Genomic DNA, 25,788 nt, shown 5'->3' on the forward strand with positions numbered 1-25,788 from the left:
CGTCAGCCTTCAACCACCAGCGGGCTCGAAGCAACTTCTGTGCCGTCCGGGAGTGTCGAGATGACGAAGTCGGCGAACGCGTTCGGCGCCGCTCCGGTCAGTTCCCGCAGGCACGCCACGGCGAGTTCGCGCAGTTCGACGTTGATGTGCTCGGTCGCCCGCATCGCGATGAAGTGCCGCCATGAGCGGTAGTTGCCCGTGACCACGATCTCGGTGCCTGTCGCGTTCGGCAGGACAGACCGTGCGATCTGCCGCGCGCGCCTGCCGTTGACGGTCTTCTCGAGGCTCTGCACCAGGTCCTCGTACGCCTTGAGGCTCGCCTCGGTCGCCGCGACGAACCTCGCGTGCAGCTCCGGGTCCCGGGCGATCAGGCCCGGCTCGACGACGTCGGTCGGGTCGGTGCGCTGGGAGAGCTGCGAGTACGAGAAGTGGCGGTGCCGGATCAGCTCGTGCGTGAGCGAACGCGGCAGTTCGGTCAGGTAGAGCGTGGCGCTGCCGTGCTCGAACGCGGCGAGGTGGCCGACGTCGAGCAGGTGGTGCAGGAACGTCGCGTTGGTGTTCGTCATCGGGTTCGAGCGGTCCCACGACTGGTAGCAGGCCCGCCCGGCGAACTCGACGAGCGCGGCGCCACCGTCCGCGTCGGTAGTCCACGGCACGTCGTCCGGCGGGATGAACTCGGTCCTCGCCACCAACCGCACTCTGGGCATGGCTCCGACATTAGTGCCGACACCACCCGGTGGTTGCACGACGCCGGAAGTGACGTCATAGTGATGTCATGGATCTGTCGCCGTACATCGCGTCACTGCGCGAAGACCTGGCGACGGCCGCTTCCGCGGGGGACGAGAACACCCGCCGAACGGCCGCCGCGTTGTCCGCAGCGCTCGAGCCAGCCGCGCGACTGGCGATCATGAACGCGCTGTCGGACCTGGCAGCGGAGGTCACCGCCTCCCTGGAGGGCCAGGTCGTGGAGGTTCGCCTGGCGGGCCGTGACGTCCAGGTGGTCGTCACGGGGTCGGCCGAACCCGAGCCGGAGCCCGCCCCGCGGCACGAGGTGCCGTTCGGTGATGCCACGGGTGACATCAGCCGCATCACCCTGCGCATGATCAACGAGCTGAAGTCGAAGGCCGAGGCCGCCGCGGCGGCGCAGGGCGTGTCGCTGAACTCGTTCATCCAGCAGGCCGTGGGTGGCGCGGTGCACGGCAAGCACAAGCAGCAGCACAAGGGGTGGAGCGGGCAGCCGGGCTCCGGTTCGCGCGTCCGCGGATGGGTGCAGGGGTGAGCGGGATGACCGAGTCGTCAGAGCCCACGGAGCCGGCGGGCGTCGTGCGCCAGCAGAGCTTCGAGTTCGCGGGTACCGCCGAGATCGACGTCTCGCTGCTCAGCGGCCGGGTGCAGGTGCACCTGGTCGACGGTCCGGGCGTGCACGTCGAGGTGCGGCACGACCCAGCGGCGGGCAGCTCGTGGACCGAAGGTCTGTCGAGCGTGCTCAGCTGGGTCAGCGGCCAGTTCGGCGCCGAGAAGGCGGCTCCCGCGCCCGGCCCGGAGGAGGCCGTCCGGGAGGCCCGCGTCGAGCTGCTGGGCAACCGCTTGCGCATCGAGTCGTCGAAGGCACTGCCCTTGCGCGCCGTGCCGCTCTCGGTGGTGGTGACCGCGCCCGTCGGTTCGCACGTGTCCTCACGGACGGGCGCGGCCGATGTCGTCGTGACGGGTGGCGCGGGCCGGTTGGACCTGAACACCGGAACGGGCACCGTGTCCGCGGACCGGGCGACCGGCGAGGCCAAGATCAACTCCGGGGCCGGCGCGGTCCGGCTCGGCACGATGCTCGCCTCGCTGAAGGCCAAGACGGGCAGCGGTGACGTCGAGGTGTCGTCGGTCGGCGGCACCACCACGCTGATCACCGGCACCGGCGACGTCTGGCTGGGCGCCGTGCAGGGCAACGTCCAGGTCCGCACCGGCAGCGGTGACCTCACCGTGGCCGACGCGGCCTCGGGGGAGATCCAGCTCGGCACCGGCTCCGGCAACATCCGGGTCGGCATCCGCCAGGGCACGCTCGCGCGGATCGACCTGGTGTCCACCTCCGGCACCGCGCGCAGCGACCTCGACGTCTCGTCGTCGCCGCTGGGTGACGCCGCGCTGACGGTCACCGGCCGCACGGGCAGCGGCAACGCGCTCGTGACCGCAGCCGTGAGCTGACCGGGGGGTCGGCGAGGAAGGCGACGTCCCCGGTCAGGGCTCCTGGAACGGCTTGGAGCCACCGGGGACGTCGGCCGGGAAGATCGGGCAGCGGACCTCGCCGGTCAGGAACTTCCTGATGAAGCTCGAGAAGCTGCCGTCGTAGGACCACCTCTGCCGCAGGTCCGTGATCACCACGGTCCACTCGTCCGGCTCGCCGCGGGTGTACCAGAGGCAGTGGTCGTTGTTCACCGTGATCCCCCACGGCAGCAGCCCCGGCGAATCGGGGTGCACGCGCAGGCCCGGCTGCCTGCGCAGGGCCCGCATCACCCTGGGCGCCTGCGACATCCAGTTCATGAACCCGGCACGGGCCGTGGGGTGCAGGATCCGGACGTACCCACCGACGATCAGCGGCGGGTACGCCTCCGCGAGGTGCACGTAGTCGGCCGGCAGGGCCGTGCCCGCGCGCGACGCGACGGCGGCCCAGTCAACCGGGTCAGGACGCCTCTCCGGCGCTCCCAGCAGGTCGATCCACTCGTCAGGCGGCACCGCTCACCTCCGTGACCCTCAAGCATCGCCTGCGGCACTCGGGACTCGGTTGTACCGCAGCCCGGCGATGACCAGTGAGACGACGGCGTCGAACTCCTCCTGGACGCGAGGACCCGTCCACTCCCGGGCGTGCGCCGGGTGGTGGAACCTGTTCGTCGCGTCCCACACCGCCTGCGCGGTCACGTCGACGTCGTCGGTCACGAACTCGTGGGTTTCCACTCCCGCCGAAATGATGCGCGTGAGCTGCCCCACCATGTGCCCGAGGTGGTACTCGACGATGTCGCTGCTCTCGTGGACGAGCGTCCGGAACGTGGCGAACAGCTCCTCGTCCTCGTGGTGCGCGCGGCGCTTCTCGTCGAAGAGCTTCTGCAACCAGGCCCTGAGCACCTCGGCGGCGGTGAGGCCCTCGCCGAACGCGGGGGTCATCTCCTCGTGGATCGCGGCGAGCCAGCGCTTCGTCACCGCTTCCCTGAGCGCGGCCTTGGTCGCGAAGTGGCGGTAGACGCTGCCGTGGCTGACCCCGAGCGCCTTGGCGACGTCCACCACCGTCGCCTTGGCCGGGCCGTACCTGCGCAGCACCTCTTCGGTCGCCGCGAGGATCGCCTCACCGGTCAACGCCTCCGCCACGTGCTCACCTCTCGCTGTCCAGCATGGCCATCTGCTGCGCCGGGTACCGCGTGCCCGCGGCGGCGCCGACCGGAACCACGGTGTCGATCTCCCGCAGCTCCTGCTCGGTGAACGTCACGTCGACGGCACCGATCGCCTCCTCCAGCCTCGCACGCTTGCTCGTGCCGACCAGAGGCACCACGTCCTCGCCGCGCGCGGCGACCCACGCGATCGCGAGCTGCGCGACCGTGACGCCCTTGTCCCGCGCGATCTCGCCGAGCTTCTCGACGAGCGCGGCGTTGTGGCGCAGGTTGTCGCCCTGGAACCGCGGGGTGTGGCCGCGCCAGTCGCCGGAGCTGATCGCGAGCGGCGTGGCGGAGATCAGGCCGCGGGACAGCACGCCGTAGGCGGTGATGCCGATGCCGAGCTCACGGGTCGTCCGCAGGATCTCCTTCTCCACACCGCGCTCCAGCAGGCCGTACTCGATCTGCAGGTCGGCGATGGGGTGCACGGCGTGGGCCCTGCGGATGGTCTCCGCACCGACCTCGCTCAGGCCGATGTGCCGCACGTGACCCTTCTCGACCTGCTCGGCGATGGCGCCGATGGTGTCCTCGATCGGCACGTCCGGGTCGAGCCGCGCCGGCCGGTAGACGTCGACGTGGTCGGTGCCGAGCCGCTGCAACGAGTACGCGAGCGAGTTGGCGACCGCGACCGGCCGGCCGTCGAACCCGAGGAAAGCTCCCTCGGCGTCGCGCATGGCACCGAACTTGACGCTGAGCAGCACCTCGTCCCGGCGGCCCCTGATCGCCTCGCTGATGAGCAGCTCGTTGTGGCCCTGGCCGTAGAAGTCACCGGTGTCGAGCAGCGTGACGCCCGCGTCGACGGCCGCGCGGACGGTCGCGATGCTCTCGTCCCGGTCCGCGGGGCCGTACGCGTTGGACATGCCCATGCAGCCGAGGCCGATGGCGGACACGACCGGGCCGGTGGCTCCGAGCTGGCGCTTCTGCATTGTCGAACCCCTTCGTCTCTCAGATGGCTCCAGCTTCTCGCATCAAGTGACAGATTTCAATATCTGTCAGCAGTCAGTTGTTCGCAGGATTGACAAAATACTTTTGAACGTTCAAAGTAGTTTTTGCGATGAGAGACGTGATCTACCTGGACCGGATGGAGCAGGCCGAGACCCTGCTCAAGCCGCAGCGCGTGGAGGTGCTGCGGCAGCTCGCCGCGCCGCGTTCGTGCACCGAGGTCGCCGAGGTGCTCGGCCAGACGCCGCAACGCGTGCACTACCACGTGAAGCAGCTCGTCAACGCCGGACTCGTCAGCCAGGTCGCCGAGCGCAGGGTGCGCGGCGTCCAGGAGGGCCTCTACCAGGCAGCGGCGCGCTCGTACTGGCTGTCACCGCGGCTCGTCGGCCGGATCGGGTCGCGCGACGAGCTGGCGCTGGGCCACCTCGTCGACCTCGCCGAGCAGGTGCAGGCCGACGTGGCGGCGCTGGACCGCTCGAGCGAGCTGCCGTCCGTGGGCGTGTCCGGCGAGATCCGGGTGCGGCCGGAGGAGCGCCGGCAGTTCCTCGCGGAGCTGCAAACGACGTTGCAGGACCTCTTCACCAAATACGGCGGCGCGGAGGGGGATGCGTTCCGCATCGCGCTCGCCTGCTACCCGAAAGGAGACGACCGGTGAGCACCGGAACTGTTCGCGTTCGCACGTCCGCGCCGGCCACGAGGGTCTACCAGGCCCTCACCACCGCCGGTGAGCTGCGGGTGTGGCTCGCCGAGCACGCCCACGTGGACCTGGAGCGCGGTGAGTACGAGTTCTGGGGGCGCTACACCCCGGACGGCGAACGCGGCCGGCAGGAGCTGCTGGGGGCCGACGGCACGGCGGTGCGCTTCTCGTGGTCGCTCTACGGCACCGAGTACACGGTCGAGCTCGGTGTGGAGCAGCGCGACGGCGAGACGCTCATCGCGGCGACGCAGTCCCCGTACCCGGACTGGGGCGTGGGTGAGGAGCGGGACGAGGTCGTCCAGACGTTCTGGCCGCTGGTGCTGGGCAACCTGGTCGACCACGTCGAGGGCCGGCCGGTGCTGGGGTTCTGCGACTTCACGACCCCCGAGCAGCGGTTCGAGTTCGAGATCGCGGCACCGCCGGCCGCCGTCGTCGACGCGCTGACCGACGCCGGCAAGTTCGCGCGGTGGTTCGGGGCCGGCATGGAGATCGAACCGCACGTCGGCGGCCGGTGGACCATGGGCAGCCTCGACGAGGACCCGAACCCCGCGAAGATCATCGCGCTCGACGAGGAGCGCTTCGCGTTGCGGTTCCCGGACGGGATGGTGACGTCCTGGGAGCTGAAGGGCTCGGACGGCAGGACGCGGCTCACGTTCGTGCAGAGCGGCTTCGACGCGGCGAACCCGCCCTACGGGTCGTGGACGGGCTGGCTCAGCGGGTTCGCGGACCTGCGCCGCATGCTGGAGCTGCCGGACTGGCGCCCGATGTGGCACTCCTACGACCTGCCCGGCCTGCCCCAGGGAGTGCTGTTCCCCCAGTGACCTGTCGTGCGGGAGCCGGCCCGGCTCTCGCACCGGCAGCTCCTAGAGCCAGGTCATGACCATGGCCGGCGAGGCCGCGAGGAAGCTGAACCGCGCGAAGCGGCCCACCATGCCGGTCACGATGAACATCAGCGTGGACATGCCCGCGAGCCCGGCGAGCACGCTCGTCGCCATGAACGGCGGCAAGCCCACCAGCGAGCTCACCGCGTGCGTGCCGGCCATCCAGTTCGGGTGGGCCTTGCACTTCACGTGGATCCAGTCGCCCCAGCGGTGCACCCGCGTGCCGGGGCCGAACCACCGGTGCCACCGCGACGGCTTGGCGCGCACCTTGCGCTTGCGGTGCAAGAACGCGGGCAGCTTGATGTCGCCGCGGGCCGCGTAGAAGTACAGCAGCTTGCCGAGCACCTGCGCCACGGCCACGACGAGGCCGACGAGGAAGCACGACACGCCGGGCCAGCGCGCACCGACACCCACCACGAACGCTTCCACGCTGATGAAGGGAACGAGCGCCGAGCCGAACGCGACCCCGAAGGTGAGGGCGACCAAGGCGAGCACCCGGCCGAGGTTACACAGATCTCAGTCGGCGAGCCGGACCTCCAGCGGACCGGAGAGCCGGACTTCGCGCAACGGACGCCCGCTCGCGTCCAGCGTGCGCACCGTCCCGTCACCGGTCCAGCCGAGTCGTTCGTAGAAGTTCCGCGACGCCTCGTCGGCTTCCGGCACCCAGGCGATCCCCCGCGTCGCGCCGGCTCCCGCGAGCCTGCGGACCGCCTCGGCGACCAGCCTCGTGCCGTGCCCGCGCCGCCCCCACCGCGGTTCGACGAGGACGCTGAGCAGGGCGGTGGTGTCCGCGTCCGGTGGCAGCGAACCGTCCGCTTTGGCCACTTCCTCGTCGGGAGCCTTGCTCGCCACGACGAACCCGACGGTGAAGTCGCCCTCGGTCGCGGCGAGAACCGCTCCCTGCCCGACCGCGAGCGCCCACGCGTCGTCGGTGTCGAGCGCGTCGAGCACCTCGGCGGGCAGCAGGCGGGCGTAGGCGAGCCGCCACGTCTCCCGGTGGATGCGGACGATCTCCGGGAGATCGGCAGCGGTGGCGGTGTGCACGCCGGCGTCGGCCATGAACGCACCTTATCGGCGCCGCGGTGCGGAACTGTCGGGGGTGCGTGGCAACATCGGCCCCGTGCAGAGGATGAGTGCGGACGTGGCACGCCGAATCGCGTTGGGCGCGCAGGGCTTCACCGACCCGAGGCCGTCCGCGGCCACGCGCAGGCACCTGCAACGAGTGCTGTCCCGCGTGCAGCTCCTGCAGATCGACTCGGTGAACGTGGCCGTGCGCGCGCACTACATGCCCCTGTTCTCCCGCCTGGGCGCCTACGACCCCGCCCTGCTGGACGAGGCCGCCTGGACCCACTCCGCCCGCAAGCCCCGCCTGCTCGTCGAGACGTGGGCCCACGAGGCGTCCCTGGTGCCGGTCGCCGACTGGCCGCTGTTCCACTCGGGCGCGAAGAAGCGCGGCTGGTGGCAGAACTACCAGACCATCCTCGACCGCTCGCCCCAGCTCGTCGACGAGGTGCTGGCCGCGGTGAAGGAGCTCGGCCCGATCGGCGCCGGCGCTCTGGAGAAGGCCCTGCTCGGCGAGTCCGGCCGCGCCAAGGGGCCGTGGTGGGACTGGTCCGAGGTCAAGCGCGTGTGCGAGGTCCTGTTCGGCGTCGGCGTCCTCACGACGGGGACGAGGCGCGCTTTCGAGCGGCTGTACGACCTGACCGAGCGCGTCATCCCCGCCGACGTCCTGGCCAGGAGGTGGACGCCGGAGGAAGGGGCCCGCGAGCTGGTGCTGCGTTCCGCCGTGGCGCTGGGGGTGGCGACCGAGCCCGACCTGCGCGACTACTACCGCCTCGATCCCCGGCGCTCGCAGGCCGCGGTGGCCTCCCTGGTCGAGGAGGGCCTGCTCGAACCGGTGTCCGTGGAGGGCTGGCGCGCCCCCGCCTACCGCCACGTCGAGGCGAAAGCGCCGCGCCGGGTGACCGGGCGGGCGTTGCTGTGCCCGTTCGACCCGTTGATCTGGGAGCGGGCGCGGACCGAGCGGATCTTCGGCTTCCGGTACCGCATCGAGATCTACGTGCCGGAGCCCCGGCGGGTGCACGGGTACTACGTGTTCCCGTTCCTGCTGGACGGACAGCTCGTGGGGCGCGTGGACATCAAGGCCGACCGGGCGGCGGGGGTGCTGCGGGTGCAGTCGGCGTGGGCCGAGGAGGGCGTGGACCGCGGGCGCGTCGCCGCCGAGCTCGCCGCGGAGCTGCGGCACATGGCCGACTGGCTGGGGCTCGAGGACGTGCTGGTGGTGCAGAAGGGCGATCTGGCGGCGGAGCTGGCCGCCGCTGCCGCTGTCGGCTGACCTGTGCCGCGCACGGATCCTCTGCGGAGCGGGAACCTCTGCGCTGCCGCTCTCGGCCGACCTGGGCCCGCGCAGGGGTCCCTTCGGAGCGGGAACTACTGCACTGCCGTTCTCGGCCGACCTGGCCGCGCAGGGGTCCCCTCGAAGCGAAAATCCTGCACTGCCGCCGCCAGCCGACCCAGGCCCGCGCAAGAGTCCTCTTGGAGCGGAAACCCCTGCATTGCCACCCTCGGCCGACCTGGGCCAGCACAGGGAATCTCGCGGAGCGGGAACACTGCGCTGCCGCCGCCAGCCGACCCAGGCCCGCGCAGGGATCCTCCGCGGAGCGGGAACCTCTGCGCTGCCGCTCTCGGCCGACCTAAGCCCGCGCAAGGATCCCCGCGAAGCAGGAACCACTGCGCTGCCGCCAGCCGACCCGGACCCGCGCAGGAACCCCCTCGAAAGCGGAAACCCCTGGAGCCCCACCAGGATCAGGAGTGCAGCTGGATGGCCTTCCGCATCGTCTCGCGCGCCCGTCCGCGGTCACCCGCGATGTCGTAGGCGTACGCGAGCCGGAACCAGGCCCGCCAGTCCTCCGGCGCGGCCTCGACCTCGGCCCGCCGCTGTTCGAACCACGAGTCGGCGGCGTCGCGGTCGACGCGGCCGGAAGGACGCCGGGGCAGGTGCGAGGTGTCGGGCAGCAGCCCGTCCGCGTCCAGCTCGCGGGCCATCTTCTCGGTCTCCCACCCGAACCGCAGGTTGGAGTACACGAGCCACACCCCGAGCAGCGGCAGGATCAGCACGCCCACGCCGAGCAGCACGCCGACGAGCTCACCGGTCCGCAGCAGGGCGACAGCACGACCGGTGAGCAGGACGAAGTACACCGCGAGGGCCGCGATCAGCAGCCCGACGGTGGCCCTGACCTTCACAGGTCCAGGTACTTGTCGAGGCCGACGGCCAGTCCTGGCCGCGACACGACCTCCCGCACGCCCAGCACGACACCCGGCATGAACGACGTGCGGTGCAACGAGTCCTGGCGGATCGTCAGGGTTTCGCTCTCCCCGCCGAACACGACCTCCTGGTGCGCGATCATCCCGGAGATCCGCAGCGAGTGGACCCGCACGCCGTCGACGACGGCCCCGCGTGCGCCCGGCTCCTCCTGGGTGGTCGCGTCGGGCATGGGGTCCATGCCCGCACGCGCCGCCGCGATCAGGCGCGCGGTGTGCGCCGCGGTGCCGGACGGGGCGTCGGCCTTGCGCGGGTGGTGCAGCTCGATGATCTCGGCCGACTCGTAGTAGCGGGCCGCGATCTCCGAGAAGCGCATCAGCAGCACGGCGCCGATGCCGAAGTTCGGCGCGACGAGCACGCCGACGGAGGGCCGGTCCGCCAGCAACCGCTCCACCGCCGCGAGCTTGTCGGCGTCGAAGCCGGAAGTGCCGACCACGCAATGGATTCCGGCGTCCACGCAGAACGCGAGGTTGTCCATCACCACGTCGGGATGCGTGAAGTCGACGACGACCTCGGCACGGGCGTCGACCAGGGCCGACAACGGGTCGTCGGCGTCGATGGCCGCGACGACCTCCATGTCCTTCGCGGCCTCGACCGCGCGGACCACCTCGGAACCCATGCGGCCCCGCGCGCCGAGAACTCCGACGCGAATCATGCAATCACCTCGTGTACCTGGTCCGGCAGATCGTCGGCGTGATCGTAAGGGCCGACCACCGCGGCGGCGACGGGACGGCGCAGCAGATCACGTGCGAGCAGCGCCACCTCCTCCGACGTCACGGCGTCGATCCGCGCCAGCGTGTCCTCGACGCTCAGGTGGTCGCCGTAGTTGAGCTCGGACTTGCCGATGCGCGACATCCGGGAGCTGGTGTCCTCCAGCCCGAGGACCAGCGCGCCGCGCAGCTGTCCCTTGCCGCGCGCCACCTCCGCCTCCGGCAGACCGCCCTTGGCGACGTCCACGAGCACCTCGCGGATCACGCCGGCGGTCTCGCCCAGGCGGTCCGGCTGGCAGCCCGCGTAGACGGCGAACGTGCCGGTGTCGGCGTACAGGCCGACCGACGAGTACACCTGGTACGCCAGGCCGCGCCGCTCGCGCACCTCCTGGAACAGCCGGGAGCTCATGCCACCGCCGACGGCCGCGTTCAGGACGTTCAACGCGAACCGGCGCTCGTCGTGGCGGTCCAGGCCGCGCATCCCGAGCATCAGGTGCGCCTGCTCGGTGTCGTCGGTGTGCAGCACCAGCTTGCGGGCGCCGGCGATGCGCGCGCGTCCCGCCCGTGGCGGCACCGCGCTGCCCTCCCGCGCCAGCCGGTCGCCGACCGCCTTGCGAACCAGGCGCATCACGTGCGTGTGCTCGATGTTGCCCGCGACCGAGAACACCATGCGCGGCAACGTGTAGCGCTTCTTGTAGAACGAGTAGAGGTTGTCGCGCTGCATGTCCTGGATGGACTTCTCGGTGCCCAGCACCGGACGTCCCAGCGCGTGCCCGCCGAACAACGCCTCGATGAACGCGTCGTGCAGCAGGTCCTCGGCGTCGTCATCGCGCATCGCGATCTCTTCGAGCACGACACCGCGTTCGGTCTCGAAGTCACGCGGGCCGCAGAGCGCCTCGAACACCACGTCGGACACGAGGTCGACCGCCAACGGCAGGTCCTCGTCGAGGACGTGCGCGTAGTAGCAGGTGTGCTCCTTGGCGGTGAACGCGTTCAGCTCGCCGCCGACCGCGTCGATCTCCTCGGCGATCGCCGCCGCGGAGCGCCGCGAGGTCCCCTTGAACAGCAGGTGTTCCAGGTAGTGCGCGGCACCCGCCACCTCTGGCCGTTCGTCACGGGACCCGACCTGCACCCACAGCCCGACCGAGGCGGACCGCACGCTGGGGATGCGCTCGGTGATGACCCGCAGGCCCGAGGGCAGCATGCTGCGCCGCACCTCGGACCCCGCGGACGTCTCGAGCACCTGCGTGCTGCCCGGTCGCTGGAGGTGCCCCACCCGTCCGGTACGCGGACGGCCGCGGGTGGGTGCACCCGCGGCCGTCACGTTGTCTGTCGCACTCACTGCGCGGGAGCCGCCTCAGCGGCCTCGGTGGCAGCGGGCGCCTCGTCGGACGCGGGCGCCGCCTCGGCGGCGTCCTCGTTCACGACCACCAGGCTGATCTTGCCGCGCTGGTCGATGTCGGCGATCTCGACGCGGAGCTTGTCGCCGACCTTGACGACGTCCTCCACCTTCGCGATGCGCTTGCCGTTGCCCAGCTTCGAGATGTGGACGAGGCCGTCCTTGCCGGGCAGCAGCGAGACGAACGCGCCGAACGCGGCCGTCTTCACCACGGTGCCCAGGAAGCGCTCGCCGACCTTCGGCAGCTGCGGGTTCGCGATCGCGTTGATCATGTCGATCGCGGCCTCGGCCGAGGGGCCGTCCGCCGCACCGACGTAGATCGTGCCGTCGTCCTCGATGGAGATGTCGGCACCGGTCTGCTCGGTGATCGAGTTGATCATCTTGCCCTTCGGGCCGATGACCTCGCCGATCTTGTCGGTCGGGATCTTGACCGACGTGACGCGCGGAGCGAAGGCGCTCATCTCGTCCGGGTCGGAGATGGCCTCGGCCATGACCTCCAGGATGGTGTAGCGCGCGTCGCGGGCCTGGCCCAGCGCCGACGCCAGCACCTCGGACGGGATGCCGTCGAGCTTCGTGTCGAGCTGCAGCGCCGTCACGAACTCCTTGGTGCCCGCGACCTTGAAGTCCATGTCGCCGAACGCGTCCTCGGCACCGAGGATGTCGGTCAGCGCCACGTAGCGGGTCTCGCCGTCGACCTCGTCGGAGACGAGGCCCATCGCGATGCCCGACACCGGGGCCTTCAGCGGGACACCGGCGTTGAGCAGCGACAGCGTCGACGCGCAGACCGAGCCCATCGAGGTGGAGCCGTTGGAGCCCAGCGCCTCGGAGACCTGGCGGATCGCGTACGGGAACTCGTCGCGCTTCGGGAGCACCGGCATGAGCGCGCGCTCGGCCAGTGCGCCGTGGCCGATCTCGCGGCGCTTCGGCGAACCCACGCGACCGGTCTCACCGGTCGAGTAGGGCGGGAAGTTGTAGTGGTGCAGGTAGCGCTTGTGCGTCTCGGGGGACAGCGAGTCGATCTGCTGCTCCATGCGCAGCATGTTCAGGGTGGTGACACCCAGGATCTGGGTCTCGCCGCGCTCGAACAGCGCCGAGCCGTGCGTCCTCGGGATCACGGCCACCTCGGCACCCAGGTCGCGGATGTCGGTGAGGCCGCGGCCGTCGATGCGGACGTTGTCGCGCAGGATCCGCTGGCGGACGAGCTTCTTGGTCAGCGAGCGGAACGCGGCGCCGACCTCCTTCTCGCGGCCCTCGAACTGCTCGGCCAGCTTGTCCAGCGTGGCGGCCTTGATCTCGTCGAGCTTGGTCTCGCGCTCGGCCTTGCCCGCGATGGTCAGCGCCTGGGCCAGCTCGCCGGAGGCGGCGGACTCGACGGCCTCGAACGCGTCGGCCTGGTAGGCCGGGTACGTCGGGTACTCACCGGTGGGCTTGGCGGCGACCTGCGCGAGCTGCGCCTGCGCCTCGCAGAGGACCTTGATGAACGGCTTGGCGGCCTCGAGACCCGCGGCCACGACCTCCTCGGTGGGGGCGACGGCGCCCTCGCCGATCAGGTCGATCACGTTCTCGGTGGCCTCCGCCTCGACCATCATGATCGCGACGTCGCCGGAGTCGACCACGCGGCCCGCGACGACCATGTCGAACACGGCCTTCTCGAGCTGCTCGTGCGTCGGGAACGCCACCCACTGGCCCTCGATCAGCGCCACGCGGACGCCACCGATCGGACCGGAGAACGGCAGGCCGGCGAGCTGCGTCGACGCGGACGCGGCGTTGATCGCCACGACGTCGTACAGGTCGGCCGGGTTCAGGCTCATGACCGTGATGACGACCTGGATCTCGTTGCGCAGACCGTCCACGAAGGACGGGCGCAGCGGACGGTCGATCAGGCGGCAGGTGAGGATGGCGTCCGTGCTCGGACGGCCCTCACGCCGGAAGAACGAGCCGGGGATGCGGCCCGCGGCGTACATGCGCTCCTCGACGTCCACCGTGAGGGGGAAGAAGTCGAAGTGCTCCTTGGGGTGCTTCGACGCCGTCGTGGCGGAAAGAAGCATCGTGTCGTCGTCCAGGTACGCGACCACGCTTCCGGCGGCCTGACGCGCGAGGCGCCCGGTCTCGAAACGGATGGTGCGCGAGCCGAACTTGCCGTTGTCGATAACGGCAGTCGCCTCGTGGACCTCGATGTCCGTCATTTACTTGTTACTCCTCGTCTTTTGGACTCCGCACACGCGATTTGACGAGGCCGGTCTTCGATCGAAGTCCCCTGGGGCGTTTCCACCAGGAGGCCACTACCGAGGACCGGCGCGGAAACTTGCTTCGCGCGACGCGGGTCCTGTTTCGTCCTCTTCGCAACCAGGAATCTGTATACACCTGGTTGTACGCCGAGGGGGAGTGACCGGCCGGTCACTCCCCCTCGGCAGATGTCACCTGCGCAGACCGAGGCGCTGGATCAGCGCGCGGTAGCGGTTGATGTCCACCTTGGTCAGGTAGTTCAGCAGACGGCGGCGACGGCCGACCATCAGCAGAAGACCACGGCGGGAGTGGTGGTCGTGCTTGTGCTGCTTGAGGTGCTCCGTGAGGTCCGCGATGCGCTTGCTCAGCAGGGCGACCTGCGCCTCGGTCGAGCCGGTGTCGCTGTCGTGCAGACCGTACTCACCGAGGATGGACTTCTTCTGATCCGTGGACAGTGCCACTGGGTGGTTCTCCTACTTGTTCAGGTCCGTGCGGCCCCGGGCCGCCGAATTGCTGGCCGGGGTAGCCGGTGCTGGCCGCCACGGACCGCAGCCAGACCCAACTCCGAAGGTTATCAGGCACGGCGCTCAGCGGCGCGCTGACGTGCGCAACCCCACCCGCGCGATGGGCGTGTAAACGCCGTCGGCGCTGCTCACGAGCACTGCCTCGGACGGCTGCCACGGACTGCTCTCGAAGGCCGGCATCGGCTGACCGCGGTAGCCGTACGACACCGTCAGGTGCGCCCGCCAATCGTCACCCGCGCCCGCCGCTCTTGCCAACCGATTCAGATCGCCGGCTATTCCGGCCCACAGGATCGTGCCGCGGAAGTCGCCGAAGTCCCTGAGCCGGATCTCGGGCACCTCGTGGCCCTCGAGGGCCCGGAAGCGCTCCTCGTCGGCGGTGTCACCGTGGAAGCAGAGCGTGATGTGCCACTTCTCCGGCTTCGTCCACTCCATCGCCGGAGCCCGGCCGAGGACGGCTCCGAGCTCGTCGACCACGTGCGGCGGAGGGTAGAGCGCGGTGAAGAACTTCACCTGCCCGCCACCCGGCCGGCCCTGCGCAGCAGCTCGGCGATGGCCGGGAAGTCCTCGGACAGCATGTCGGCGGCCTGCTGGAGCTCGGTGCGGTCGGCGATGCGGCGCAGCAGGGGGTACACGTTGTTCTCGTCGCCGTTGACCGGCAACGAGTCGCGGGACACCGTCGGCTTCGACTCGCGCACGTCGTCGAGCGCCCGCTGCAACGCCTCCGGCGCCCCGGTCGCCACGTCCGGCGTGAGCACCTTGCGCTCCAGCATGATCATCCGGGCGAGCACGGCCGGGTTGCCGATCTTGGCGCGGCGGCCGCTCATCACCTGGCTGAGCATCGGTGCGCTGATGCCCAGGACGTCGGCGAGCTGGGCCTGCGACACGTTGAAGGCGACGACCAGCCGGCGCACCCGGTCGCCCAGGGGCTCCCCGTACCACTCCCGTTGCAGGGCGAGGTTGCGCTGAACGATCTTGTGGTCCTCCACCTCGACCTCTCCCGTAGCCCGCGTTCTGACCTGCATCTTGCCAGCACAGAGGCCTTCGGATGCCCACTTCGGTCTTTCTGACGGTCACGAACCGCCCAGCAGTTCCCTCGTTCGGTCCACATCGCGGTGCATTTGTTCGAGCAGGGCCTCGACGGAGTCGTACTTCTCCATCTCGCGGAGCCTCTCGACGAAGTCCACGGCGACCCGCTGGCCGTAGTAGTCCTCGTCCACGTCCAGCACGAACGCCTCGACGCGGCGCTCCCGGCCGGAGAACGTCGGGTTCGTCCCGACGCTCACGGCCGCCTTGAGCCTCTTGCCCTTGGCGTCGGTGAACCAGCACGCGTAGATGCCGTCCGCCGGGACCGCCGCGAACTTGGGCGTCGACAGGTTGGCCGTCGGGAACCCGAGGTCCTTCCCGCGCCCGTCGCCCTTGACGACGATCCCCTCGAGCCGGTGCGGCCGGCCCAGCGCCTCCGCCGCCGCCTTCACGTCCCCGGCGTCGATGCACGCGCGGATGTAGGTCGACGAGTACGTCACCTCGTCAGCGGACACCAGATCAGCCCCCTCGGTCACGAATCCGAACCGCTGGCCGAGCCGGCTCAGCAACGCGACGTTACCGGCCGCCTTGTGCCCGAAGGTGAAGTTCTCCCCCACCACGACCGCCGCGGCGTGCAACTTCTCGACCAGCACCTCGTGCACGAACTCGTCCGCGGGCATCCGGGACGTCTCGAGGCTGAACGGCACCACGACGAAGTGGTCGACCCCCAGCTCCTCGACGAGCTCCGCCCGGCGGCGCAGCGTGGTGAGCTGCGCCGGGTGGCTGCCGGGGCGCACCACCTCGGAGGGGTGCGGGTCGAAGGTCATCAGCACGCCGGGCAGCCCGCGCTGCTCCGCGAGGGCCACGGCGCGGCCGATGAGGGCCTGGTGGCCTTTGTGGACGCCGTCGAACACGCCGATGGTCACTACGCAGCGGCCCCAGCCGCCAGGGAGGTGGTCGAGCCCACGCCAGCGTTGCACGGCGATCAGCCTACGACGGGTCCCGGCCGGAGTCCTCACCCAGCCGGGCTGAGCACGACCACGGGCTTGCACGCGTCGCCCTCGTCCTTGGCCAGCGCGATGACGTGGCCGTCGGGCCCGAACACCCCGTAGGTCCCCTCCAGCCCGCCCGCGCGCAGCCGCTGCCCGTGGGAGAGGGCCGACGCCTCCCGCGGGTCGATCTCCCGGCGCGGGAACGCCGTGGCGACCGCCGCGTCCAGGTCCAGCGACAGACCCGGGGTCTGCTCGAGCTGCTCCAGGGTCCGCGCCACGCGGAGGTCGAACGGACCGACCCGCGTGCGCCGCAACGCGCCGAGGTGCCCGCCCACGCCCAGCGCGGCACCGAGGTCTCGGGCCAGCGCGCGCACGTACGTGCCGGAGGAGCACTCGACCATCACGTCGAGCAGGACCTTGCCGTCCTCACGACGCGTGAACAGCACGTCGAAGCGATGCACCGTCACCGGCCGTGCGGGGATCTCGACCTGCTCCCCCGCACGCACCCGTGCGTAGGCGCGTTTGCCGTCGATCTTCACCGCGGACACGGCGGAGGGCACCTGCTGGATCGGCCCGGTCAGCTTCGCCACCTCGGCGGCGACGGCCTCGTCGGACACCCCGGAAGCGTCCTCAGTGGACAAGACCTCGCCCTCGGCGTCGTCCGTGGTGGTGGACGCGCCGAGCACGATGGTCGCGAGGTAGGCCTTGCTGTCGAGCGCGAGGTGGCCGAGGAGCTTCGTGGCGCGCTCGATGCCGAGCACGAGCACACCGGTCGCCATCGGGTCGAGCGTGCCGGCGTGCCCGACCTTGCGGGTGCCGAGGATCCTGCGCACCCGCGCCACCACGTCGTGCGAGGTCATGCCGTCCGGCTTGTCGACGACGACCAGGCCCGGTGCAACAGAGGGTTTCACGGCGGCAAATCCTAAGCGACGCGCAGAGCGTCCCAACGACGGCGCCGCAACTGCACCGGCACCGCCTCCCCGCGCTCCTCGGCGGCGAACACGGCAGCCCTCGCGCGCCGCCACCACACGAGCATCCGCCAGCCACCGACGGCGAGCACGAGAACGCAGGAGCTGAACGCCACCCGGAACGCCGCCTGCGGGCTGAGGACCCCCTCGACGAGGTCGAGCAACACGCCGACGCCCAGCGCGGCCACCGTCACCGCGAGGAAGCCCCCGACGTTGACCAGCCCGCTGGCCGTGGACTGCCGATGCGACGGGTTGTAGTCACGCGCCAATGCGAACGCCACGCCGGAGATGGGCCCACCGACCGTCAACACGAGGAACACCACGGCGATGACAGGCACCGGCACCCGTCCGCCCGGCCACAACAGCAGCAAACCCCACCCGGCGAGCGCGAAAGCCAGGAACCAGCCCGCGATGGGCATGCGCCACTCAGGGTTCCGCGAGAACAAAGCCCCCACGATCGGACTGGTCACAATCGCACCGATGACCAGCAATCCCAGCGTGGACGACGCCGCCTTGGCCGACATCCCCTGCGCCTGCACGAGGTACGGGTATCCCCACAACAGACCGATGACGGCAGGCGTGGACATGGTGCTGAAGTGCGCCCAGAACCCCAGCCGCGTCCCCGGCACGCCCCAGGCCTGCCGGACCTTCGGCCAGATCTTCCTGAACGGCACCGGCTCCGGCTTGGGCGCGGTGAAGTCGTCGGGCACGTCCCGCAACCGCAGGAACGCGACAACCGAGTACGCCGCCGTGACGCCACCGGCGACGAGGAACGCCCAGGTCCACCCGGCCGAACCGAGCAGGAGCGTCAACGGCACGGTGGCGACGAGGTTCCCCACACCGCCCAACGCCGCCGTGATCGCCACGACCAACGAGTACTGCCGCGGCGGGAAGTGCGCCGCCACGATGCGGATGACGCTGATGAACGTCATCGCGTCCCCCATGCCGAGCACGGCCCTGGCCACCAGCCCGAGCCCGTACGAGCCGGCAACGGCGAACAACACCTGACCGGTGCCCATGAGCAGGGCGGCCACGGTGAGAACCCGCCGCGGCCCGAACCGGTCGACGAGCAACCCGGTGGGAATCTGCATCAGGGCGTAGACCCCGATCTGCAACACGGTGAACACACCGAGCTGCGCGGGCCCGAGCCCGAACCGCTCACTGGCCTCCAGCCCGGCCACGCCCAGCGTGGTGCGGTGGAAGACGGCGGCGAAGTAGACGAGAACTGCGGTGGTCCAGATCAGCCACGAAGCTCGGGTGGCGCGATCGACCGACGGCAAGACGCACTCTCCCCAGGTCGGAAGCAGGCAACATTAGTTACATCGCCTAAGCAACCTTCTTGGTAACGATTTCATGCCGTGAGGTCGGCCACAGTGCCCCCACCAGGCGTCTCCCTTGCGTTCGCGGTGTGCCTGCTCACTACGCAGGCCCTACCGGACGACCCCCTCGACCGCCCACTCCCCGGACCGGGCCCGCCACACCACAGCCACCAACCGCAGGACCATGAACGCCGACAACCCGCTCCAAATCCCGATCAACCCCCACCCGAACGCGTGGGAAGCCCACACCAACGGCAAGAACCCGACCACCGCGGACCCCAGCGTCGCCGTCCGCATGAACTTCACGTCCCCGGCCCCCAGCAACACCCCGTCCAACGCGAACACCACCCCGGCGATCGGTTGCAGCGCGACGAAGAACCACCAGGCGTGCGGGATCTCGGCCAGCACCCCGGCGTCCGAGGTGAACGCGCGCGGCAGCACGGACACCAGCGCGGCGAACAGCACCCCGAGCCCCACACCGAAGACCAGCCCGTACCGCGTGATCTGCCAGGCGAGCCGCTCGGCCTGCCGCCGCCGAGAAGCTCCCAACGCGGCCCCCACCAACGACTGCGCGGCAATCGCCAGCGAATCCAGCACCAGCGCCAGGAACGTCCACAACTGCAACACGACCTGATGAGCCCCCACCGCGGCAATAGACGTCCGCGCCGCCACGGAAGCCGCACTGATGAAGCACGCCTGGAACGCCAAGCTCCGCAACACCAAATCACGCCCCATGCCAAGCTGCGCGCGCATGGCACTCCAATGCAGCCTCAACGGCACACGCTCCGCGAAGAGCGCCTTGATGAAGAGCCCAGCCGACAACACCTGCGCGACAACGTTGGCGATCGCCGACCCCTCAAGCCCCCACCCAGCGCCGTACACGAGCGCAGGGCACAACACCGCGCTGATGCCGTTGCCGATGAGGATGTACTTCAAAGGCCGCTTGGTGTCCTGCACGCCACGCATCCACCCGTTGCCGGCCATCGTGACGAGGATGAACGGCGCCCCGAACAACGCGATGCGCACCCAATCCACCGCCGCGTCCGCCACCGCGCCGGCCCCGGCGAGCAACTCCGCCAAGGGCCGCGCGAACACCTGCCCCAGCACCACCACCAGCACCCCGGCGGCCAGCGCCAGCCACGTGGCCTGCACCCCCTCCGCGACCGCGTCCCCCCGCCGCCCAGCCCCGTGCAACCGGGCCGTGCGAGCCGTCGTGCCGTAGGACAGGAACGTCAACTGCGTCGACACCTGCGTCAGCAACACCCCGCCAAGCGCCAACCCGGCCAACGGCAGCGCGCCCAAATGCCCGACCACCGCCGTGTCCACCAGCACGTACAGCGGCTCCGCTGCCAGCACCCCCAGCGCCGGCACCGCGAGCCCGATCACCCGCCGCGCGGGAACCCGTTCCTCCACGCACCGTAACCTAAGCCCCGGCGGGCTTCTTGCCAATGATTTGCGATTAGTGGCTCACTTCGCCGTGGGCTGCTGGGGCGCCGGCGATGTGGCGGGACCGGTCCAGACACGCGATTCAGCGGGTTCGCTCGCGGCCACGTGGTCCAGCGGGTCCGCTCGCGCCCACGTGACCCAGCGGATCCGCCCGCGTACACAACCCACTCGCGCGGACACTCTCGCATGCCCGCCCGGCGCCCCTGCCCCGAACTCACCCGCTCGACGCGCCACTTCGGTGCGTCCGCCCAACGCATCCGCCCACACGAGGCCATCCCGACGCGGCCATCCCAGCACGTCGGGTCCCCGGCACGGCCCCCGGCACGGCCACCTCCCGGCACGGCGACCCCGGCCCTGGCACGGCGATCCCAGCGAGACCGCGGCGGCCCAGCGCGCCTACGTCCCGCTCACCGGCGCAGCGAAGCGCCCCCACCCGAGCGCACCGGCTCAAGCGCCGCCAGCCACCCAGCGCCCCATCAACAGCCCACCCGTCCCAGCCCACCGCCCAGAGCGCAACCACCCACCGCCGGCAGCACCAGAACCCCCACCAGCCGCCACCAACGCCCTCAACCCTGTCCGCTCCCCCCGCGCTTCCTCGTATAGCGAGGGATCGGTAACAACGTTTCAGGACATGTTCGCCCTAACCTTCACCCGATCGAGCGACCCCAAGCTCCAACACCCCCAAGACCGAGCAGCCCAAGGCCGAGCAGCCCCCATGCCCGAACAGCCCTAAGACCGCTGAGGCAGCCCGAACACCTGCTCGCGCGCCACCGCGAGCGCGGAATGCAGAGCACCTGAGCGCACCGGGTTGGCGGTGATCTGCGCGAGCTGCACCGGGGTGCGCGGCACCACCAGCTCCAGCAGTTCCGCCGCCACCAGGTCGCACAGCGTCTCGCCGCCCGCCTGCGCCACGCTGCCGGACAGCAGCACCAGCTCCGGGTCGAGCACGCAGACCACGTTCGCCAGGCCCAGGGCGATCCTGCGCGCCAGGTCCGACAAGAACGCTCGTTCCCCGGTGCTCAGGGCGTGCGCGACGGCCTCCACGCCGGACGAGGCCGCGATGCCGTGCGTGGCGGCCAGCGCCATGATCGCTTCGTTGTCCACCTGGTCGCCGTAGCGGCCGCCGGGTATCTGCATCGAGTCGATTTCGCCCGCACCGCCTGTGACGCCGCGCAGCAGCACGCCGTTGACCACGACCGCGGACCCTATTTCGTCGGCCGGCCAGAAGAGCACGAAGTTCCGCACGCCCACCGCCTTGCCGGAGCTCATCTCCTCCAGCGCGGCGAGGTTGATGTCGTTCTCGATCGACACCGACGTGCCGAGCAGTTCGCGCAGCGTCGACGGCAGGTCGACGTCCACCAGGCCGGGCAGGTGCGGTGCGAAGCCGAGGTGGCCGGTGGCCGGGTCGACCGCACCCGGTGTTCCCACGACCACGTGCGACAACGCGTCCAGGCGGAGGCCGGCGAGGACCGCTGCCTTCTGCACCGTTTCGCGGAACGCCCGCAGCGTGTTGTCCTTGGGCATCGGCGCGCTGTGCTCGGCCAGCAGTGAGCCGGTGATGTCCGCGATGGCCACGTCGATCAGTTCCGGCGTCAGCGCCACCGCTGCCACGTGCCCGACGCCGCCGTTGACGGCCCACATCTGTGCGCGTGGACCGCGGCCACCGCCGCGCAAGCCGGTGCGGACGACCATGCCGTCCTCTTCCAGGCGTGCGAGCAGCTGGGCCGTGGCGGGTTTGGAGAGGCCGATGACCTCTTCCAGTTCGGCCCTCGTCATCGCGCCGCTGCGCAGCAACGTCTCGATGGCGGCCCGGTCGTTGATCTCCCGCAGCAGCCGCGGGCTTCCCGTCCTCGTCATGACCCCACCCGCTCCAGCGCGCCCTTCAGCGCGGCGACGACCTGGTCGGCGGCGCCGTCGAAGGTGAAGCCGGCGGCCAGGCGGTGGCCGCCACCGCCGAGTGCCTGCGCCACCTCGCGCACGTCGACCTGGCCCACCGCCCTCAGCGACACGGACCAGAAGCCGGGCCGCAGCTCCTTGAGCACCGCCGCCACTTCGGCCTCGGAGGCGGAACGGACCACGTCGATGACGCTTTCCACCTCTTCGCTGCGCACGTCACGTGCGTCGTCCACGCCCACCACCGCGTGCACGAGTCCCAGGCCGCCGGCGGCACTCTCGTCCAACTCGGCCTTGGCCAGCACGCGCGACAGCATTCCGAGGTAGGCGAAGGGATGCGCGTCCATCAACGGGCGCGTCACGCTGTACGCGTCGACGCCGGTCTCCAACAGCCGCGCCGCGGTCGAGTGCGCCGCCGGGCCGGCCTTGCGGAAGCCGCCGGTGTCGGTCACCAGCCCCGCGTAGAGGCACCGCGCGATGGGCTCGTCGATCTCGACGCCCATCTCGTCGAGCAGCCGCAGGGCGATGAGCGCGGTGGCCTCCGCGTGCTCGTCGATGCAGTGCAACGTCCCGTATCGCGTGTTCGACACATGGTGGTCCACCACGATGACAGGTCCTGTGCAGGCGGCGACGCGATCCTGCAACGGCCCCAGGCGTTGCAGGCTGCCGGTGTCCATGACCACGAGGAACTCCGGTGCCGCCGGCACCTCGTCGCGGTGCACCAGCAGGCCGGCCGTGTCCAGCGTCTTCAGGCTTTCGGGCACGACCTCGGGCTCGCCGAACGCCACGCGCACCGCCACCCCGCGCCGGTGCAGCGCGAGTCCCACCGCCAGCGCGCTTCCGAGCGTGTCCGCGTCGGGGTTGACGTGGCTCAGCAGGGTGACGTCACGGGCGTCGGCCAGTAACCGCGCGGCCTCGGCAAGGGTGGTGCTCAGGTCGTCTGCCACAGGGAGACGTTAGCCGCTCACCGCATCGACGCGCTGTAGGGCACCCTCGGACAGGACAGTTTCCATTCGATGACGAGAAGAGGGACCGTCCCAGTGTGGACGGTCCCTCTTGTTCAGTCCTCGTCCTCGTCTTCGCGAGGCGCCTTGTACGGATCGGCCTCACCGGCCGGAGAAGCCCCCACCGCCAGGCGAGCGACTTCGGCGTCGGCGGCCTGGGCCTTGGCCAGCAACTCGTCCATCTTCCGCGCCGTGTCCGGCACGGTGTCGGTCATGAACGTCAGCGTCGGCGTGAACCGGACCCCGGTCTGCTGGCCCACCATCGAGCGCAGCACGCCCTTGGCCTTCTCCAGAGCGGCGGCCGCCCCGGCGTAGTCGGGCTCGGTGTCCAGCCGCTCGCCCAGAACCGTGTAGTACACGGTGGCGTCGTGCAGGTCACCGGTCACCTTGGTGTCGGTGATCGTGACCCGCGCCAACCGCGGATCCTTGACCTCGTGCTCGAGTGCCGAGGCCACGATCTGCGAGATCCGCTTGGCGAGCTTGCGGGCACGTGCCGTGTCGGCCACGAGCCTCCCCTTCCTAGTCGTCCTCCGGCCCGACGAGACGCGTCCGGGCGGAGAGCAGTTCCAGTTCGGGTCGTCCTGCGACCAGCCTCTCACAGCCGGCCAGGACTTCCCTGACATGCGCCGCGTCACCGGAAACCGCGGCGACACCGATCAGCGCGCGCCGATGCAGGTCCTGGTGACCGGCCTCGGAAGCGGCGACCTCGAAGCGCTTGCGCAGCTCGGCCACGACAGGCCGCACCACCGAGCGCTTCTCCTTCAACGAGTGGACGTCGCCGAGTAGCAAGTCCAGTTCCAGAGCTCCCACGTACATGGGAAAGATCCTCCAGAGGAAAAGGGTGCGGAGCCAGCCGTTTTCACCGGCTCCGCACCCCCATCTCAACCGATCAGGCGCGCGGCTTCTCGCGCATCTCGAAGGTCTCGATGATGTCCTCGAGCTTGAGGTCGCTGTAGTTGCCGAGCGTGAGACCACACTCGAAACCTTCGCGGACCTCGGTGGCGTCGTCCTTGAACCGCTTGAGCGAGCTGATCGGGAGGTTCTCCGCGATCACCTTGCCGTCCCGGATCAGGCGAGCCCTGGCGTTGCGACGGATCTCGCCCGACAGGACCATGCAACCCGCGATCGTGCCGACCTTGGAGGACTTGAAGACGTCGCGGACCTCGGCGCGGCCGAGCTGGACCTCTTCGTACTCCGGCTTGAGGAGACCCTTGAGGGCCGCCTCGATCTCGTCGATCGCCTGGTAGATGACCGTGTAGTAGCGGACGTCCACGCCCTCGCGGTTCGCGAGCTCGGTCGCCTTGCCCTCGGCCCGGACGTTGAAGCCCAGGACGATGGCCGAACCGGCCACGGCGAGGTTGATGTCGCCTTCGGTGATGCCACCGACACCGCGGTGGATCACGCGCAGCTCGACGTCGTCGCCGACCTCGATCTTCATGAGCGCGTCCTCGAGGGCCTCGACGGTACCCGAGTTGTCACCCTTGATGATCAAGGTGAGAGCGCTGGTCTCCTTCAGCGCCGCATCCAGGTCTTCCAGGCTGACGCGCTTGCGCTTCGCCGCGTTGGCGGCGTTGCGGGTGCGGGCCTGGCGACGCTCGGCGATCTGGCGGGCGACGCGGTCCTCCTCGACGACGAGGAACGTGTCACCCGCACGCGGCACCGACGTCAGACCGATGACCTGCACCGGACGCGACGGGGTCGCGACGGTGACGTCGTCGCCGTGCTCGTCGACCATGCGGCGGACGCGACCGTACGCGTCACCCGCGACGATCGAGGAGCCCACGCGCAGCGAGCCGCGCTGGACCAGCACCGTGGCGACCGGACCGCGACCGCGGTCGAGGTGCGCCTCGATCGCGACGCCCTGGGCCTCCATGTCCGGGTTGGCCCGGAGGTCCAGCGACGCGTCGGCCGTCAACAGGATGGCCTCGAGGAGGCTGTCGATGTTGATGCCCTGCTTGGCCGAGATGTCGACGAACATCGTGTCGCCGCCGTACTCCTCGGCGACCAGGCCGTACTCGGTCAGCTGCTGGCGGATCTTGGAGGGGTTCGCCCCCTCCTTGTCGATCTTGTTCACCGCGACCACGATCGGCGCCTCTGCGGCCTGGGCGTGGTTGATCGCCTCGACCGTCTGCGGCATCACGCCGTCGTCGGCGGCGACGACGATGACCGCGATGTCGGTCGCGTTCGCACCACGGGCACGCATGGCGGTGAACGCCTCGTGACCGGGGGTGTCGATGAAGGTGATGAGCCGCGGGTTGCCCTCGAGCTCGGTCTGGACCTGGTAGGCACCGATGTGCTGGGTGATGCCACCGGCCTCGCCCTCGGCCACCTTCGCCTTGCGGATGGTGTCGAGGAGCCGCGTCTTACCGTGGTCGACGTGACCCATGACGGTCACGACCGGCGGGCGGACCTGCAGGTCGTCCTCGTCACCGGCGTCCTCGCCGTAGGTGATGTCGAACGTCTCGAGCAGCTCGCGGTCCTCCTCCTCGGGGGACACGACCTGCACGACGTAGTTCATCTCGGTGCCGAGCAGCTCCAAGATCTCGTCGGACACCGACTGGGTCGCCGTGACCATCTCGCCCAGGTGGAAGAGCACCTGCACGAGCGACGCCGGGTTGGCGTTGATCTTGTCGGCGAAGTCGGTCAGCGAGGCACCGCGCGGCAGGCGGATCGTCTCGCCCTGCCCCTTGGGCAGGCGGACGCCACCGACCGAAGGCGCCTGCATGTTGTCCATGTACTCCTGGCGCTTCTGCCGCTTGGACTTGCGTCCGCGACGCGCCGGACCACCCGGACGGCCGAAGGCACCGGCGGTACCGCCGCGACCGGCGCCGCCACCGCCACCGGGACGACCGCGGAAGCCGCCGCCACCGGCAGGGGCACCGCCACCTGCGCCGCCGCCACCACCGGGACGGAAGCCGCCACCGCCGCCACCGCCGCCACCGGGACGGAAGCCACCGCCGCCGCCACCGCCGCCACCGGGACGGAAGCCACCGCCACCGCCACCGCCGCCACCGCCGCCGCGGAAGCCGCCA

At 70.4% G+C, this 25,788-nt stretch carries 27 protein-coding genes; 5 read left to right on the plus strand and 22 right to left on the minus strand.

Features of this window, described 5'->3' with window-relative positions; all coding sequences use genetic code 11:
• Positions 1–2 precede the first annotated feature (2 nt).
• Positions 3–707 carry an FAD-dependent thymidylate synthase gene (gene thyX, locus BMW88_RS11540; protein WP_089950633.1) on the minus strand — a complete coding sequence of 235 codons (705 nt, stop codon included), beginning with the start codon at positions 705–707 and terminating at the stop codon, positions 3–5.
• Between the two features lie 68 nt (positions 708–775).
• On the opposite strand from thyX, the gene BMW88_RS11545 reads away from it, so the two are divergent.
• Positions 776–1,279: a toxin-antitoxin system HicB family antitoxin gene (locus BMW88_RS11545; protein ID WP_089950634.1), complete on the plus strand. Its 504-nt coding sequence runs from the start codon at positions 776–778 to the stop codon at positions 1,277–1,279.
• A gap of 5 nt (positions 1,280–1,284) precedes the next feature.
• Entirely contained in the window at positions 1,285–2,193 is a 909-nt protein-coding gene (locus BMW88_RS11550; protein WP_089950635.1) for a DUF4097 family beta strand repeat-containing protein, read from the plus strand.
• A 33-nt stretch (positions 2,194–2,226) separates the two neighbouring features.
• Here BMW88_RS11550 and BMW88_RS11555 read toward each other — a convergent pair whose 3' ends face one another.
• From BMW88_RS11555 to BMW88_RS11565, 3 genes are read right to left on the minus strand one after another with little or no spacing between them, the layout of a single operon-like run.
• Positions 2,227–2,721, minus strand: a complete 495-nt coding sequence (locus BMW88_RS11555; protein ID WP_089950636.1) for a hypothetical protein — start codon at positions 2,719–2,721, stop codon at positions 2,227–2,229.
• Positions 2,722–2,739: 18 nt separating this feature from the next.
• Entirely contained in the window at positions 2,740–3,348 is a 609-nt protein-coding gene (locus BMW88_RS11560) for a TetR/AcrR family transcriptional regulator (RefSeq protein ID WP_089950637.1), read from the minus strand.
• Between the two features lie 4 nt (positions 3,349–3,352).
• Positions 3,353–4,336: an aldo/keto reductase gene (locus BMW88_RS11565; protein ID WP_089950638.1), complete on the minus strand. Its 984-nt coding sequence runs from the start codon at positions 4,334–4,336 to the stop codon at positions 3,353–3,355.
• A 128-nt stretch (positions 4,337–4,464) separates the two neighbouring features.
• On the opposite strand from BMW88_RS11565, the gene BMW88_RS11570 reads away from it, so the two are divergent.
• Together BMW88_RS11570 and BMW88_RS11575 are read left to right on the plus strand one after the other, a co-directional pair.
• On the plus strand, positions 4,465–5,007 hold the full coding sequence (locus tag BMW88_RS11570) for a winged helix-turn-helix domain-containing protein (protein WP_089950639.1): 543 nt from the start codon (positions 4,465–4,467) through the stop codon (positions 5,005–5,007).
• Entirely contained in the window at positions 5,004–5,870 is an 867-nt protein-coding gene (locus BMW88_RS11575) for an SRPBCC domain-containing protein (RefSeq protein ID WP_089950640.1), read from the plus strand. The genes BMW88_RS11570 and BMW88_RS11575 overlap by 4 nt, the downstream gene beginning before the upstream one ends.
• A gap of 42 nt (positions 5,871–5,912) precedes the next feature.
• Here the strand turns inward: BMW88_RS11575 and BMW88_RS11580 are convergent, their stop codons facing one another.
• Together BMW88_RS11580 and BMW88_RS11585 are read right to left on the minus strand one after the other, a co-directional pair.
• Positions 5,913–6,425, minus strand: a complete 513-nt coding sequence (locus BMW88_RS11580) for a YqaA family protein (protein ID WP_089950641.1) — start codon at positions 6,423–6,425, stop codon at positions 5,913–5,915.
• A gap of 21 nt (positions 6,426–6,446) precedes the next feature.
• Positions 6,447–6,989, minus strand: coding sequence for a GNAT family N-acetyltransferase (locus BMW88_RS11585; protein ID WP_089950642.1), 543 nt, complete (start codon positions 6,987–6,989; stop codon positions 6,447–6,449).
• A 70-nt stretch (positions 6,990–7,059) separates the two neighbouring features.
• On the opposite strand from BMW88_RS11585, the gene BMW88_RS11590 reads away from it, so the two are divergent.
• A complete protein-coding gene (locus BMW88_RS11590) occupies positions 7,060–8,265 on the plus strand; it encodes a winged helix-turn-helix domain-containing protein (protein ID WP_089950705.1) in 1,206 nt (401 codons plus the stop codon).
• Positions 8,266–8,735: 470 nt separating this feature from the next.
• Here the strand turns inward: BMW88_RS11590 and BMW88_RS11595 are convergent, their stop codons facing one another.
• From BMW88_RS11595 to infB, 16 genes are all read right to left on the minus strand, one after another.
• A complete protein-coding gene (locus tag BMW88_RS11595) occupies positions 8,736–9,173 on the minus strand; it encodes a tetratricopeptide repeat protein (RefSeq protein ID WP_089950643.1) in 438 nt (145 codons plus the stop codon).
• Positions 9,170–9,907 (minus strand): 4-hydroxy-tetrahydrodipicolinate reductase, encoded by a 738-nt coding sequence (gene dapB, locus BMW88_RS11600; RefSeq protein ID WP_089950644.1) that lies wholly within the window; start codon positions 9,905–9,907, stop codon positions 9,170–9,172. The genes BMW88_RS11595 and dapB overlap by 4 nt, the downstream gene beginning before the upstream one ends.
• On the minus strand, positions 9,904–11,205 hold the full coding sequence (locus tag BMW88_RS11605; protein WP_425434647.1) for a M16 family metallopeptidase: 1,302 nt from the start codon (positions 11,203–11,205) through the stop codon (positions 9,904–9,906). Before BMW88_RS11605 ends, dapB begins: the two co-directional genes overlap by 4 nt.
• Before the next feature lie 95 nt (positions 11,206–11,300).
• Positions 11,301–13,547, minus strand: coding sequence for a polyribonucleotide nucleotidyltransferase (locus BMW88_RS11610; protein ID WP_089950646.1), 2,247 nt, complete (start codon positions 13,545–13,547; stop codon positions 11,301–11,303).
• A 231-nt stretch (positions 13,548–13,778) separates the two neighbouring features.
• Positions 13,779–14,048 carry a 30S ribosomal protein S15 gene (gene rpsO / locus BMW88_RS11615; protein ID WP_045318466.1) on the minus strand — a complete coding sequence of 90 codons (270 nt, stop codon included), beginning with the start codon at positions 14,046–14,048 and terminating at the stop codon, positions 13,779–13,781.
• Between the two features lie 126 nt (positions 14,049–14,174).
• Positions 14,175–14,621, minus strand: a complete 447-nt coding sequence (locus BMW88_RS11620) for a 2'-5' RNA ligase family protein (RefSeq protein WP_089950647.1) — start codon at positions 14,619–14,621, stop codon at positions 14,175–14,177.
• Positions 14,618–15,097, minus strand: coding sequence for a helix-turn-helix domain-containing protein (locus tag BMW88_RS11625; protein WP_089950648.1), 480 nt, complete (start codon positions 15,095–15,097; stop codon positions 14,618–14,620). Before BMW88_RS11625 ends, BMW88_RS11620 begins: the two co-directional genes overlap by 4 nt.
• Positions 15,098–15,181: 84 nt before the next feature.
• On the minus strand, positions 15,182–16,114 hold the full coding sequence (locus BMW88_RS11630) for a bifunctional riboflavin kinase/FAD synthetase (protein WP_089950649.1): 933 nt from the start codon (positions 16,112–16,114) through the stop codon (positions 15,182–15,184).
• Positions 16,115–16,149: 35 nt separating this feature from the next.
• Positions 16,150–17,037: a tRNA pseudouridine(55) synthase TruB gene (gene truB, locus BMW88_RS11635; protein ID WP_281249390.1), complete on the minus strand. Its 888-nt coding sequence runs from the start codon at positions 17,035–17,037 to the stop codon at positions 16,150–16,152.
• 11 nt (positions 17,038–17,048) lie between these two features.
• Complete coding sequence (locus BMW88_RS11640; RefSeq protein WP_089950651.1) at positions 17,049–18,374, minus strand: MFS transporter; 1,326 nt, start codon at positions 18,372–18,374, stop codon at positions 17,049–17,051.
• A 150-nt stretch (positions 18,375–18,524) separates the two neighbouring features.
• On the minus strand, positions 18,525–19,826 hold the full coding sequence (locus BMW88_RS11645) for an MATE family efflux transporter (protein WP_281249391.1): 1,302 nt from the start codon (positions 19,824–19,826) through the stop codon (positions 18,525–18,527).
• 762 nt (positions 19,827–20,588) lie between these two features.
• Entirely contained in the window at positions 20,589–21,716 is a 1,128-nt protein-coding gene (locus tag BMW88_RS11650; RefSeq protein ID WP_089950653.1) for an ROK family transcriptional regulator, read from the minus strand.
• Complete coding sequence (locus BMW88_RS11655; RefSeq protein ID WP_089950654.1) at positions 21,713–22,699, minus strand: DHH family phosphoesterase; 987 nt, start codon at positions 22,697–22,699, stop codon at positions 21,713–21,715. The genes BMW88_RS11650 and BMW88_RS11655 overlap by 4 nt, the downstream gene beginning before the upstream one ends.
• Positions 22,700–22,812: 113 nt before the next feature.
• Positions 22,813–23,262, minus strand: a complete 450-nt coding sequence (gene rbfA / locus BMW88_RS11660; RefSeq protein ID WP_089950655.1) for a 30S ribosome-binding factor RbfA — start codon at positions 23,260–23,262, stop codon at positions 22,813–22,815.
• Positions 23,263–23,275: 13 nt separating this feature from the next.
• Positions 23,276–23,572, minus strand: coding sequence for a DUF503 domain-containing protein (locus BMW88_RS11665; protein WP_089950656.1), 297 nt, complete (start codon positions 23,570–23,572; stop codon positions 23,276–23,278).
• A gap of 73 nt (positions 23,573–23,645) precedes the next feature.
• Positions 23,646–25,788, minus strand: a 2,143-nt coding sequence (gene infB, locus BMW88_RS11670; RefSeq protein WP_089950706.1) for a translation initiation factor IF-2, incomplete at its 5' end; no start/stop codon positions are given.

This window comes from Lentzea xinjiangensis, assembly GCF_900110955.1.
GTDB classification, from domain to species: Bacteria; Actinomycetota; Actinomycetes; order Mycobacteriales; family Pseudonocardiaceae; genus Lentzea; species Lentzea xinjiangensis.

Bases quoted from the DNA above. Each gene is read 5' to 3' on its own strand.
- thyX (WP_089950633.1), bottom strand. From the start codon at position 707: ATGCCCAGAGTGCGGTTGGTGGCGAGGACCGAGTTCATCCCGCCGGAC.
- BMW88_RS11545 (WP_089950634.1), top strand. From the start codon at position 776: ATGGATCTGTCGCCGTACATCGCGTCACTGCGCGAAGACCTGGCGACG.
- BMW88_RS11550 (WP_089950635.1), top strand. From the start codon at position 1,285: ATGACCGAGTCGTCAGAGCCCACGGAGCCGGCGGGCGTCGTGCGCCAG.
- BMW88_RS11565 (WP_089950638.1), bottom strand. From the start codon at position 4,336: ATGCAGAAGCGCCAGCTCGGAGCCACCGGCCCGGTCGTGTCCGCCATC.
- BMW88_RS11570 (WP_089950639.1), top strand. From the start codon at position 4,465: ATGAGAGACGTGATCTACCTGGACCGGATGGAGCAGGCCGAGACCCTG.
- BMW88_RS11585 (WP_089950642.1), bottom strand. From the start codon at position 6,989: ATGGCCGACGCCGGCGTGCACACCGCCACCGCTGCCGATCTCCCGGAG.
- BMW88_RS11590 (WP_089950705.1), top strand. From the start codon at position 7,060: ATGAGTGCGGACGTGGCACGCCGAATCGCGTTGGGCGCGCAGGGCTTC.
- dapB (WP_089950644.1), bottom strand. From the start codon at position 9,907: ATGATTCGCGTCGGAGTTCTCGGCGCGCGGGGCCGCATGGGTTCCGAG.
- BMW88_RS11610 (WP_089950646.1), bottom strand. From the start codon at position 13,547: ATGACGGACATCGAGGTCCACGAGGCGACTGCCGTTATCGACAACGGC.
- BMW88_RS11650 (WP_089950653.1), bottom strand. From the start codon at position 21,716: ATGACGAGGACGGGAAGCCCGCGGCTGCTGCGGGAGATCAACGACCGG.
- BMW88_RS11665 (WP_089950656.1), bottom strand. From the start codon at position 23,572: ATGTACGTGGGAGCTCTGGAACTGGACTTGCTACTCGGCGACGTCCAC.